Annotated in this window: 10 protein-coding genes; 7 read left to right on the forward strand and 3 right to left on the reverse strand. The window is 52.4% G+C overall.

All coding sequences use genetic code 11. The annotated features are described in order from the left end of the window. The first annotated feature begins 173 nt into the window (after positions 1–173). From LAO76_11090 to LAO76_11100, 3 genes are all read left to right on the forward strand, one after another. Positions 174–551, forward strand: a complete 378-nt coding sequence (locus LAO76_11090; GenBank protein ID MBZ5491465.1) for a response regulator — start codon at positions 174–176, stop codon at positions 549–551. A 202-nt stretch (positions 552–753) separates the two neighbouring features. Next, positions 754–1,611 carry a ChbG/HpnK family deacetylase gene (locus tag LAO76_11095; protein MBZ5491466.1) on the forward strand — a complete coding sequence of 286 codons (858 nt, stop codon included), beginning with the start codon at positions 754–756 and terminating at the stop codon, positions 1,609–1,611. Between the two features lie 264 nt (positions 1,612–1,875). Further along, complete coding sequence (locus tag LAO76_11100; protein ID MBZ5491467.1) at positions 1,876–2,055, forward strand: hypothetical protein; 180 nt, start codon at positions 1,876–1,878, stop codon at positions 2,053–2,055. A gap of 99 nt (positions 2,056–2,154) precedes the next feature. Here the strand turns inward: LAO76_11100 and LAO76_11105 are convergent, their stop codons facing one another. After that, positions 2,155–2,511, reverse strand: coding sequence for a hypothetical protein (locus tag LAO76_11105; protein ID MBZ5491468.1), 357 nt, complete (start codon positions 2,509–2,511; stop codon positions 2,155–2,157). Positions 2,512–3,362: 851 nt separating this feature from the next. Between LAO76_11105 and LAO76_11110 the strand changes: the two genes are divergently transcribed. Then, positions 3,363–3,632 (forward strand): hypothetical protein, encoded by a 270-nt coding sequence (locus tag LAO76_11110; protein ID MBZ5491469.1) that lies wholly within the window; start codon positions 3,363–3,365, stop codon positions 3,630–3,632. 38 nt (positions 3,633–3,670) lie between these two features. Here the strand turns inward: LAO76_11110 and LAO76_11115 are convergent, their stop codons facing one another. Beyond that, entirely contained in the window at positions 3,671–4,402 is a 732-nt protein-coding gene (locus LAO76_11115; GenBank protein ID MBZ5491470.1) for a hypothetical protein, read from the reverse strand. Between the two features lie 291 nt (positions 4,403–4,693). On the opposite strand from LAO76_11115, the gene LAO76_11120 reads away from it, so the two are divergent. From LAO76_11120 to LAO76_11130, 3 genes are all read left to right on the forward strand, one after another. After that, entirely contained in the window at positions 4,694–5,698 is a 1,005-nt protein-coding gene (locus LAO76_11120; GenBank protein MBZ5491471.1) for an IS1595 family transposase, read from the forward strand. A 1,502-nt stretch (positions 5,699–7,200) separates the two neighbouring features. Further along, entirely contained in the window at positions 7,201–7,857 is a 657-nt protein-coding gene (locus tag LAO76_11125; GenBank protein ID MBZ5491472.1) for a toll/interleukin-1 receptor domain-containing protein, read from the forward strand. Positions 7,858–7,910: 53 nt separating this feature from the next. After that, a complete protein-coding gene (locus LAO76_11130; protein MBZ5491473.1) occupies positions 7,911–10,643 on the forward strand; it encodes a toll/interleukin-1 receptor domain-containing protein in 2,733 nt (910 codons plus the stop codon). 33 nt (positions 10,644–10,676) lie between these two features. On the opposite strand, the gene LAO76_11135 is transcribed toward LAO76_11130, so the two are convergent. Further along, positions 10,677–13,121, reverse strand: coding sequence for an endonuclease MutS2 (locus tag LAO76_11135; protein ID MBZ5491474.1), 2,445 nt, complete (start codon positions 13,119–13,121; stop codon positions 10,677–10,679). Positions 13,122–13,375 lie beyond the last annotated feature (254 nt).

A 13,375-nucleotide genomic window follows, 5' to 3' on the forward strand; every position in this document is an offset into this window, starting at 1 on the left:
TGGTTTAGAGCGGGTTAGAACCTCAGAAGTGCCTGCCTGGGCTAAAAATACTGTGCCCGGCAGGCATCTTTTCAGGCGTATTATGAAACAAAGAACTGAGGCCGAAGCTGCTGTCGGATTTTACGGTCCTTTTGTAAGTGCTCCCATCCGTTTGTTGCCACAAGGAGTCATCCATGCGCGCGATCCTTTTCGTTGACGATCATGAAGTGCTGGCGCGATTGAGCTGCGAAATTCTGGAAATGCAGGGCTATCGTGCGGTGAGCGCTTACAACGGGACAGAAGCCCTGAAAAAGTTCGACGAAGAAGACTTCGACATTCTGGTGACTGACTTCCGCATGGACGGCATGAACGGCGTTGAGCTTGCCAAAAAAGTCCATGAAAAGAATCCTGACGTTCCGGTAATCATCGTTACTGGTTATGGCCCTATTGACGGTGGCAAGGACGTTGCCGCTTGCCTGCAAAAAGAAGACCTCTTTCCCGCGCTGCTGGAAAAAATCAAGATGTTCCTTGGTGAAAGAGAGCCGCGTCCGCAAGAAGTAAAGACAGCTTAAGCTTAACCACAAAGGACACGAAGGAACACAAAGCTAACTCTTCGCTGTCCTGTGAAATTTTCTGTACGCTCTCTGTTGTGTTTTTCAAGCGTTGTTTTTACCTCAAAAAATCATTTCATCGTGCTTTTCTTGGTGTTCCTTCGTGTCCTTTGTGGTTGATGGGTTAGTTTGGTGGTCAATAGGTTTTTGTTAGACTCACCCAGTGCGTCGTCTCATTGTTAACGCAGATGATTTTGGCCTTACCTCGGGCGTGAACCGCGCGATCATCGAAGGCAATCGATTGGGCATTGTGACTTCAGCGACGCTCATGGCCAATGCAAAAGCTAGTGATGCCGCGATCGATCTGGCTAAGGCGCAGCCTGGTCTCAAGACTGGATGCCATGTTGTACTGATCGACGGTGTTCCGCTGACGGCAAATCTTGCTTCACTGACAGAAGATTCGCAGCGTTTCCGTACCAGCCTGAAGCAGTTTGCCATGGCCGCAATTCGCAAGCAGATTTCCGCGGAGGAGGTTCAGCGGGAAGTGGAAGCGCAGGTGCGCAAGCTCCAGTCGCGCGGAATTACGCTGACGCACCTTGACAGCCACAAGCACACTCATATGTTTCCGCATATCTTGCGATCGCTCCTGCGCGCCGCCAAAGCCTGCGGCGTTCGCGCGGTAAGAAATCCGTTTGAGCCGCTGCGCTGCTGGCCCGCTGGAATGGTGTTGAGTACTCCGGGACTTTGGCTGCGTTCGGCCGGAGTTACGGCGTTCCAGATGTTTGCCGCCGACTTCCACCGTGCAGTAAAAGAAGAGGGAATGGTTTCGACGGACGGAACGGTTGGCATCGCGGTCACCGGCATGCTGGATCAGAAAACGCTCTTGCGAATTCTTGAAGCACTGCCTGACGGCACGTGGGAACTGGTCTGCCATCCTGGATATTCAGACGCTGATTTACAGGCAGCCGGAACACGCCTGACACAGTCGAGAGAAATTGAGCTTTCAGCGTTGACATCAGAGGAGACAAAAAAAGCACTTGCGCGTCGCCAGATCGAGCTTATCTCTTACGCCGATCTTTAGCTGTGCGGGTTCTGCATTGGAATAGCGAGCCTCCGCGAAAAATTTCCGGTTCCAGCTGCGCTCGGCTGCGCAAGATCTGCCGCAAAAAGGATCCTTTTCTGATGTGGGCGATTGCGTTGATTTGGTCGGTCGCAGGTTTTAATCTTCAATTTTGGCAATTTTGGCGGTTTTGGCAATTCCATCGCGTAGGATGTACGCAGACACTGTAGGATGTAAGCAGACACTTAAGACCATTTTGATCCTGAAGATGAGGGAGCCTCACCCATGCCAAAACTCAATGCCCGCGAGAACACGCGTAACCGGTCGCAAGCCGCCAAGCGTGAGCGCAACCGCACTTTAAGAGCGTCACTCAACATGCCTGCCGGGGCCGTTGGCAAGCATCCTGCCAAGGCTGCGGACAATGCCCGCACCGCCGCTCGCAAGACCGCTAAAGCCGCTAAATAAAAAGCCCGGAGTTTACGCTCCGGACTTTTTACTTTTTCTTCAACTGCCGCTGTCTTTTAATCCAGCAAGCTTTAATATCACGCTCTATAGTCTGGCGATCTATCGATGATCGTGATCGTGGTCATGGTCTTTGTGGTCATCGCGATCATGATCGTTGTCGCCGTGCTGATGACGCCAGTTCCAATACGCGTTCTGGTCTTTTTTGTTCAGCCGGTTGTAGTCGCGATATTTCTTGTTCCGGTGCGACTCCGTATACCATTGCCGGTAATCGCGGTCTTCGTCCTGGTTCCAGTTGTGATAGTCCTTGTGATTGCGGTCGTAGATGCGCTGGTTTTTTGCGTGATCGTCTTTGTCGTGGTGGTCGTCGCGGTCTTGTGCGCGCATGGCCAGCGGCGCAGCCAGCGCGCCCATCAGTATCATCGAACTCAAAATACGCATTCCCTTATGAATCTTCATTCGTGCCATCCTCCCGGGCCAATGCGGATGAATTGCGAGTAACAAATCTGCACCGCCCTGAATCTTTTTTGGTTCCTTTGTGATTCCCTTGTTAGATGCAAGGCGGCTGCGGCAGGCAGGCGCAACGGATGTTTACTTTTGATAACGCTGAACATGCGTTGTATTCCGTCTATTTCTGACGAATCGAAGGCGGAACGCATTGGGTTGCGAGGGATGCAGCGGCACGGGATTGCGTCAGGCCAACAAAGAGGGAAGGCTCCGCCGCGTTGCGGCTTGTTTTTAGTCGCTCCACTTCGCTTGGCTGTTTTCTGGTCGCTCCGCTGCGCATGCGCGAGGGGGGGCCTGCGGCAGCAAGGAGTTGTTCTTTTCTTTGCGCTGGACGGCACGAGTAAACTCATGCCCTGACACTTGTGATCTGGCCTGTTGTGGTTCCGGTTGCGCAGGCGGAGAAGCTGCTGTTTTCTCGCGGGGCATCCGGCACTGGGCGCAGCTCGCGATCCCATCTGCGCCAGAAGGGCTACAAGCAGGACTGGATGCATGATTTCATTGCGTCCCGGGTGATTAAGTAAGGGCCGAAGGAGGGCAGTCCTACCCCGAGATATTCCTTGGCCTGGGAGTGTCAGCCTAATGGGGATCTTATGGATACCCCTACCCCCTCCCTTGGTCCCCATTTCTAAAGGACTTACACGGGCAATAATATCGTTGGCTAACCTGAGCTGAATTTTCTTCCCGCCATCATTTTTTCTTTGCATTCGCTTTGTCGCAAGGGTTATAAGCAGAGACGGGACGCGCTACGGTTGTAGCCGCAACGCGCCCCTGACCACAATCCACCTTCTCGTGAAAGGCGAATCATGGCTGTCTCTAAGGCTACCCGCTCACGCGCAAGAAAGAAAGCCGCTCCGTATCAGCGCGTTCTCACATTCCCCATGGCAAAAGGCAAGATCGTTGCCGAAGTGGAATTATCCATCTCACCTGACTACCGCATCATTGAAATTGTCTTTCAGGATAAGACCTCGCTCACGTTCAATCTGGAATCGTGTTTGCAGGTCACTCCTGAAATTGTTAGCTGGAAGTCCGGCAGTTACAAGCCGCTCAAACGCTGGCGACCTGTTCACAGCTAAAAAGTAACCCGCCGAAAGGCGGGTTTTTTGTTTCAAGTTTACTGCGGTAAGGTCTTTTCCCACGCCTCTAAAAACGCTTTCAGGCGGCTTAAATACTCCCGCTTAATAGGTGCATTAAACAGCACTCGGGCGACAACGGCCTGTTGCCCATCGCCCGCAAACTCAACAGGAACAGACAGTTCCGCAGAGGTAGCGGGTGTGAATTTAGCGGGAGATGCAGTACTGATACTGGCGGCAGAAACGGGTTCAGGCACGGTTCTCTCCTCTCCGTTATTATAGCTACCACCATGCTCACCTGCAAGAGACATCGTGTTTCTAAATATAGTGACAACGTCCGAAACAGCAGCAGGATTAAAGCCCCTACTAAGCAGTTCATTCTTCAAGGTAGCGTCTGAGGGCAGCTCCTCGCCATACTTTTCCAGCAGTTCTTTGAACAGGACTGGACGGCGGGAAGCATCCACCACGGCCCGCTTCCATTCTTCAGAATCACGGCTGAAATGAACTAGAGTGTATCCCAAGTCGGATATACGATAGCGACCTGCATTTTCCTCTAACAGCCCATATTGGCGAAGCGCAGAGACAGCACGACCGCCGGGGCCAGTGGCTTGGCTATACCCTACGTGAGAAGCAATCACTTCGGACGTGGTAGCCGTTCGCTTTTCCGCTTTATAAACCGCTTCCGCCTTCTGAATCGCCTCACCCAGATCAAAAGCTGGATAACTGGGGCTGCGGTGCACTTTGCGCTTCGATTTCTCGTTCTCTGATTCCATAACCCTCACCTGAATACAGAGTGTATCATACAGGCATGGTGAGTCAATAGAATTTTGTATAAATTTTGTATTGACAGCCTGTATCCGTGATGTACAATCCTAATCATGGACAACGGCAATAAATACGAAACGCCCACTGCGTCAACAGTGAGCGTTCAGATAGGGGGGAAGCCAAATGCCGCCGCCACCTTGAAACCAAAACCGCTAGTTGTCAAACCCTAGACTTTTAACCTACGCCCCGTCGCCAGCGTCAACTGGACGGCGGGGCAATCAGCACACGGAGCGACCCGCATGCCGATCTCAGTAACATTATCCGTTAAGACCCTTCAGCAAGCAATCCTTTTCTACAGCGACGAACAAACCTGTATTCATGCCGTAGCCTCAATGCGCTGGCCCAATGGCCCTGAGTGCCCTGCCTGTGGCCACAAAGAGCACTGGTATCTCAAGACTCAAAAACGCTGGAAATGCAAAGACTGCAATCGGCAGTTCTCCGTCAAGCTCGGAACCATCTTTGAAGATTCTCCGCTTGGACTGGATAAATGGTTGCTGGCAATGTGGATGATTGCGAATTGCAAAAACGGTGTTAGCTCTTACGAGATTCATCGAGCTATCGGTGTCACGCAAAGATCGGCATGGTTCATGCTTCACAGAATCCGACTTGCCATGAAGAACGGCACGTTTGAAAAGCTAGGGGCTGGCCCTGTCGAAACAGATGAAACCTTTGTTGGCCCTGATCCGCGCCGGATGCACAAATCCCGCAGAGCTAAAATTCTGGCCCTCGCCAGCAAAGACCCTGCCCTGAATAACCGTGCACCCGGAAAGACTATTGTCATGGGGATGCTTGACCGCAGCATGAGACAGGTTCGCGCAATGGTAATTCCCGATGTAAAACGCGCAACCCTGCAAGAGAAGATTCTGGATAATGTGGAAGCCGGATCGCACATCATTACCGATGATTTTCCTAGCTACCGATACGCTCTTGCGAACCAATTCGCGCATGACGTGATTGACCACGTTAAGGGCTATGTTGATGGACAGGTTCACACAAACGGAATCGAGAATTTCTGGTCATTGCTGAAACGTGGCTTGCGCGGAACGTATGTTGCCGTGGAACCCTTCCACCTTGACCGCTACGTTGATGAACAGGTGTTTCGTTTCAATAATCGGGGAAGCAAAGATAAACCCGTAAACGATGGTGAGCGTTTTGAATTGCTGCTCTCGCAAGTCGCCGGAAAGAGACTCACTTACTCCGCTCTTACTGGCAAGGATTCACTTCCAACAGAAGCAGCGTTCTGAAATGCTGGTGCTTAGATACCGATTGCGGAGAGGAAGAGCCAGCATAAAAAAAGGCCGCGCATCTTGCGCGGCCTTGGCTGAATTGTAAAAGCTATCTTGTCAACTGGTGGCGTCTTTCCTCGCCAGAATACCCGCCCGCAGTCGCTGCTCTTCCTCGTTCTGGTCTCTTCGATGCCTTGTGTTTCATCCAGAGCATCGTGGCCGTGAATGCAGCCAGGCCATAGCCTGCAACGATAATAAGTGGAAGATAATTACTCATCGGGTCGCCTCCTCTCAATGTAGCAGCCCCCAAGAAAGAAAAACGCACTAACCGCTACAGCGCCAACAGACCACCAAGCAGTTATGCGGCCACTGATGATAGGCTCCAAAAGAGCGAAAACGAGAACCAATTCGCCAACCTCTCGGAAACCATCGGCTACCATTTCCTCAAGGTTCTTTCTCGCCACGCCCGTTCTTTCTTTCTCAATGATTTAGACTGGTTAATCTTTGCCCGGTGTTGCCAGAGGGGTACAGCGCCGGGGCTGAGTCGTTTGTACCTCATCGGAGGTTAGAAACGAATTAAAAACACATTAGGAATTCTAATATACTAATTTAAGACCCAATTTGTCTAGAAAAGTAGCGAAAATACACCCAAAAGGGCTGTTCACTTTCGAGTAAATAGTACCCTAAAAAAGGCCTTCACTCCGTCCCAAACGGCTTGCACCTGCAACCCAGCACGGATCGCACCTTCTTTATTCATCCAGCCTCGCATAGCGGGGGAATCATATCAGTGATGGCGATCACGAGGATAGGCATTTTTGGGGGTGTTGGTTAGCCAACGATATTATTGCCCTTACACGTTTCCTCCCCATGTATCCCCACGACCCGGTGTTGCAAACAAAACCACTTATCTGAATCCTCCCCATTGCCTCCCCATTTGGCGTGAGGTTGGGGGCGATTTTTGGTTTTGTTCTTAGCTAAGAGCCAATGGCTAAGAGCTAATGGCTAAATTGTCAAAGATCCACACACTTCAACCCCTGAGGGCTGCCTGAGAATAGCGCAATTTGTAGAGGCGAAGCAAGCACGAAAGAGGACATGCCGGATAACCTATCCGCCATGTCCTTTTCCTCGTCTGTGACAACTCCTTGCTGAACTGCGCGAATAGGGGTCTGGGAAGGGACCAACTCAGACTCACCATTCCCCAGCCCGCCTTTGGCGGGCGCCCGAGCGCAGCCTATCGCCAACTGAAGCTAGTGCAAAAAATGTTTCGACAAAACGAGCTCGTTGAAGGACTCGCTCGCACACCCGATCACTTTGGCTGATACTTTTCTCGCAGTCCAAGATGCTATGAGGATACGACGAACCGATGTTTGCAAACATGAATGGCTTGATCCTAAGCCGAGGCCGAAGCTCCCGGCCCTGACCTGAGGAAAGTCTCTTTACATCGCACGAATACAATTTGGTTTAGGCGAGAACGCCTCCAGTATAATCCCGACACAAGCGCGTTTCAGGAAAGAAGATCAATGTTACTTGATTACGAAGCAGATCAATGGCTCTTGAATGAAGGTGGATATAAATATCACGTCTTCATTAGCTGGCCCCACACTATTAACACCGACTTAACCGAATGTGCGCAGATACTGGAGACGGAAATCAGCCGGCGGCTAGCGACGTTTTTTCCGTTGCCCAAAGTATTTCTCGATCAGCATGAGTTGAAGGGAGGCGATGAGTGGAAGGAGAGGCTAAGACATGAGCTGTGCAGAAGTGTTGCGATGATCGCTATCTGTGCGCCAATTTACTATCATCCAATGCATGATTGGTGCGGACGAGAATGGGCTGCGATGGAACAACTCGGTGAGTGCAGACTCAAAGGCCAAGATCACAAGACAATAATTCCAGTACTCTTCAAAAAGAGTGAACCCCTGCCCAACGCGGTCTCGAAAATTCAATATATTGACATAACAAATGTGATTCTTCAGGGAAGGCGATATTACACGATTCAGGAATTTCGAAAAAAGGTTGAAAGCATTGTAGAACGAGTCCGCAGGATCGCGTTACATATAGGGGAAAACCAAATTAAGGCGAATTGCGAGAAATTTGAGATTCCAGAGAAATCAGCATTTGCTGATTACAAAGGCTCTCCTCTACCCCACTTACCCTTAACAGGTGCGAAATGGTGAATTCTCCTCAGATTATTACGTTTTACTCTTATAAGGGAGGAACGGGAAGGTCGATGGCGCTGGCGAATGCAGGTTGTCTTCTGGCTCGCGGCGCGGGGCGAGTTTTGCTCATGGATTGGGATTTGGAGGCGCCCGGACTACATCGGTTTTTTCCTAAGTCCTCGGAGCATCCAGAACACGCTTCACGGCCGGGAATCATCAATTATTTTCATGCTCTCGAAAGCTTCCTGTCTAAATCGAAGGATCTTTATGACGAGATAAGCCAGCCAACAGGGTGGCGCACGCTCGGCAATATTCTTCCTCTGGACCGGTACTTAGTCTCGGATGTGAGGCCCAATGTAGATCTAATGAAAGCCGGGAGCTTAGATCCGCGAAGTAACGGAAACCTTGATGCCGACTATGCGCGACTAGTGAGCTCGTTTCATTGGGCCTCATTCTATGCTAAATATCCTGCTATTTTCGTTGCATTCCGAAGTCTTGTAACAAGTCACTACGACTACTGCCTTGTTGATTCTCGCACTGGCATTACCGATGTTAGTGGTATTTGCACAACGCTTTTGCCCGAAAAACTTGTTGGTGTCTTCACTCCAAACCGGCAGAGTTTATACGGTCTTCTTCAGGTGATTGATGAGGTACTGGCCTACCGGAAAACGTCAGACGATTTCCGCCCACTATCGGTTTTTCCGTTACCAAGCCGAATTGATATTAACGAGAAGATATTGAAGGAGCAATGGCGTTTAGAGTATCAGAAGAATATTGAGACGTTATTTTGCAAGGCCTACGGACTCGCCGAATGCGACATGAACGAATATTTCGATGAAGTTCAGTTACCTTATCTTAGCTATTATTCTTATGGTGAGAATGTCGCAGTTCTCGAGGAGCGACCAGATGCCTTATCTTTGAGTAGAGCATATCAGGCCTTTGTGACGAAGCTGATTGAGTCTGAATTGCCGTGGAAACCAATCCCCATAGATCAGGAACGTAGGCTCCGCGTATTTATTAGCTACGCGTCGCCAGATAAAGATGACGCTCTTCGGTTATGTGATCGTCTGATAGTCGACGGTATTCGGCCTTGGATAGATGATACAGACATCCTTCCTGGAGAGAGTCTGCAACAGTCAATAGCAAACGCAATTCGCGAAAGTGATGTAGGCGTGATCTGTATGTCCTCAAAATCGCGGCACGCTCCAAATGACGTTGCATCGGCGAGCTTTCAAGCTGTTCGTCGCCTCGGAGAAAGCCTCGATTCATTCAAGATTGTGCCGGTTAGGTTTGATAAATCTGATTTGCCAGATTGGCTTCAGAATCGCCAGAGTGCTGATTTGTTTGAACCTGATGGGTACTCCAAGCTGCTGACCTCCTTGCGTTCAATTGCAAAGGATATTGGTGCAGTTGCGCTGCCCGACGAAGCTTCCGATTCAGAAGTATTGGCATTAGCTACCCGTTACAGAAATGAAGGTAAGTTTGGCGACGCCGAGGCACTGTACAAGCGGGCAATTGAGACGAATGAAAAGACTTTCGGCCGCGACCACCTTAGCGCGGTCACATTCATCAAGAACCTAGCTAACTTGTGTGCCGATCAAGGCAGACTAGTTGAAGCTGAGTCGCTCTACTGTCGTGTTGTGATGATCCTCGAAAAAAATCCGGCATTGGGCGGGATAAGCGCGATTGACACGATGGAAAGCCTCGCTCTTGTTTATCGCTCTCAAGGAAAATATGCCGAAGCTGAAGCGATCTATTTACGCGTTTTAGATTTGACAACTCAAACGTTGAGCAAAAGTGAACCTGGGTTGGCTTCAATCCTGAACCGCACAGTCGGCAATTTAGCAACAATCTACAGGATACAAGGGCGTTTTCAGGAATGGGAATCTCTTTATCATCGAGTGATTGCTGTCAAGACTCAAGTCTTCGGGTCCGAACATCCTGAAATCGCAATCACGCTGAACCGCCTCGGGGTATTCCTGAGAATGCAAAAGCGATACAACGAAGCGGAAGTAACATATAAGAAGTCACTAAGAATTGCGGAGCTCAGCTATGGAAATGAGCACCCAGAGGTCACGGCGATACTCACGAATCTAGCGATGCTCCTTCGTGTCCAAGCCAGATACGCCGAAGCAGAAGCCTTATTAAAGCAGGCTCTCTCAATTAAGGAAAAAACCTTTGGCCCAGACCACCCCGACATAGCCAACACACTAAATAGCTTGGCCAGTACTTGCCAGCGAGAAGGGCGCTACGATGAGGCTGAAATGTTTTATCGGCGGGCATTGAAAATTAAAGAGGCGGCATTGTCACCCTCTAATCCGGATATTTCCAACCAACTCTTCAGTTTAGCATCCTTGTACTTAAGAGCTGAACGCTACCTGGAGGCTGAACCGCTTCTTGTGCGCGCGCTGGAGCTTAAAGAGAAGACGTTCGGATCGGATCACCCAGATGTTGTTGCTAGTATGAACAGTTTGGCAGGGATATATGCGCTTACAGGGCGGTTTAGCGAAGCCGAATTGCTTCTAGAGCGAGCACTATCGATCCGGCAACGAGCACTGGGAGCCGAGCATCCTCGGACCGCCAGCAGCCTTGCAAGGCTGGCTTCATTGTATCGTCAGGAGCATCTCTACCGTCAGGCTGAGCCATTATATTTAAGGGCATTGGAAATAAGAACAAAAGTCTTAGGCGCAGATCATGTGCAAACGCTTCACACTCTGAAGCAGTTGGCGGGATGTTATCGTGAATTGGGAAGAAACACCGAGGCAGAGACTCTTCTTTTGCGCGGAAGGCTCAGTGAACAGTAGGCCGTAGCCGTACAAACGGATAGTTGACTACTCCTACTCCCGCAACTCCACTACCGTCGCGCCGGCTCCGCCTTCATTCTGTTGCGGCTCTGCAACTGTCGCCACGTGAGGATGCTTTTGCAGGTATTGACGCAGCGCTTTCCGTAGAATCCCCATGCCGCTGCCGTGGACGATGCGCACGCGCGTGAGCCCCGCCAAAAATGCGCGGTCGATAAACTTTTCTACCGCGCTGGTGGCTTCGTCCACATTGCGACCGATGACGTTGAGCTCAGTGGGCGCCCTGGAATCTTCTTTTAACGTTACGGAGATGCCACGCGCTCGGGCCGCCGCGACAGGATTTATGGCGCCGCGTGCCGCAGCTCCGCCGGGAGAGAAAACTTCCGCAACATCATGCCGGGGAATCTTCATCTTCATGTTGCCGATTTCGACTTCAAAGGTGTTCTCATCGAGTTTGCGCTTGATCACGGCGGTGCGGCCAAGGGACTTGAGCTTGACGGTATCGCCTTCAGAGATGTGCTTGACCTCATGGGGACGCGCGTTGGGATCGCCCTGGTCTGCGCCGGTTTTGTGCGCCACCACGCCGGCGTCAAACTGCTCTTTGAATTCACGGCGCAGCTTGGCGATGCGCTGCTCCGCCTGCTTGCTGAGCTTTTGCGCGGCGGCGCGGTCCTGCACGGCGCTGACGGCCTCGCGCACCTGGTACTCAAAGTCCTTGATGAGCGATTCCATCTTGCGCTCAAATTCGCGGACTTTCTGCCGCTGCTCCTGCTGGCCCTCGACTTCAAGGCGCTTCTGCTCGCGGGCCAGGTCCTGCTCGCGCTTTTGCGCGGCTTGGCGTTCGCGTTCGAGATCGCGCAGCTCAGAGTGCAGACGGTCGAGAAACTTGCTCACGTCCTGCGTCTGCGTGGTTAGGCGTTCACGCGCGGCGTCAGTAATCTGGCGATTGAGGCCGAGACGCTGCGCAATGTTGATGCCCGCCGAAGCTCCCGGCACGCCGACGCGCAGCTCATACGTCGGCTGAAGAGTGTTTTCGTCAAAGCCCACGGCTGCGTTGAGCACGCCCGCGGTGTTGGCGGCATAGACCTTGAGCGAGGTGTGGTGCGTGGAGATCACGCTGAGCGCGCCGCTACGGCGGAAATGGTCTGCAATGGCCACGGCCAGCGCCGCGCCCTCTTCAGGATCGGTGGCGGAGCCGAGCTCGTCCAGCAGGACAAGCGAATGCGCGGTTGCGGTGCGCGAGATGAAATCAATGTTGGTGACGTGCGCGGAGAAAGTAGAAAGATTTTGCTCGATCGACTGGTAGTCGCCAATATCGGCAAGCACGGAATCAAACACCGGAAGGCGCGCCGTGGTGGCGGGTACGGGAACGCCGGCCTGCGCCATGAGCGCCAGCAATCCCAGAGTTTTGAGGCCCACGGTTTTGCCGCCTGTGTTGGGCCCGCTGATGATGAGCTGGCGATGCGCGCCGTCCATTTCAAGCGTAAGCGGGATAACCTTACCGCCTTTCGCCTTGAGGTTGCGCTCCAGCAGAGGATGGCGCGCCGCGCGCAGCTCAGTGTAATCTTCCGCCAGCTCTGGACGGACACAATCGTAGTCCACGGCAAAACGCGCCTTGCCGATTTGCAGCTCAACTTCCGCCATCACGTTGGTGGCGGTAGCAATGGCTTCACTGTGCTCACCCAGGCGCTCCGTCATCTCCTGTAGGATGCGGCGGACCTCAGCCTGCTCTTCTTCCAGCAGGCGCACAAGGTCGTTGTTCTGCTCAATGGTTTCCAGCGGCTCAATGAACATGGTCTGTCCGCTGGAGCTTGCGCCGTGAACGACGCCATTGACGCGCTTGCGCTGCTCGGTCTTTACGGGAATGACGAAGCGCTCACCACGGATGGTGACGAGTTCGTCCTGCACGGCGCCGCCTTCTGCCAGCCGCCGCAGATAGCCGCGCAGCGATTCCTGGATGGCGCGCTTTTGTTTCTCCACGTCACGGCGGATGCGCGTGAGCTCAGCGGAGGCGCGATCATCAAGCGTGCCGTCCGGCTGGATCTTGTTGCGGAAGTGGCGCAGGAGCAAGGTGAAGTCGGCAATCTGCTGGGTAAGAGCCAGCATGCCGATCCAGTGCGGCTTGACGGCGTCCGGCGGATGAAGGGCCATCTCACGCCATTCAGAAGATTTATCCACCAGCAGGACGAGATCGCGAATCTGCTCGATTTCAAGCGTCGCGCCGGGAATGCGCGCCTTGGCCAGAAGATTGTGCGCATCGAACAGGCCGGTGAATTCGAAGCGGCCGCCGGCGGAGTAAAAGCGGCGTGATTCGTCGGCAAGCTGCTGTTGCTGGTTGATCCATGCGCGGTCGAGCGAGGGCTCCAGTTGAGACACCTTGGCCTTGCCCAGCGGCGAGCTGACGTATGCGCCCAGAACGTCACGAAAGTGCGTGAATTCCAGGACGCGGGCGGAAGAATGCTGGAGCGGCGACGGGACCATCTATCTATAGATGTTAGCGCACACGCGGGACTGCGGCGCAGGGAAGCAGCGTTATTTTGCTTCTTTGCGGCATGAGTAAACTCGTGCCCTGACAAAAAGTCTTCGGAGACGCGGAGAAAACCGGGAAATAAGACCCTATCACTGATTTACGCGGATACACTGATCAGGAACGGATAGGAGGAGCGGCACATCGGGGGAAATCGGGGCGGGGGAAAGACTCATGAAGAGCCAACTCCAGATACAATTTAATAGTC

This window comes from Terriglobia bacterium (assembly GCA_020072645.1).
Classification (GTDB): Bacteria; Acidobacteriota; Terriglobia; order Terriglobales; family Acidobacteriaceae; genus Angelobacter.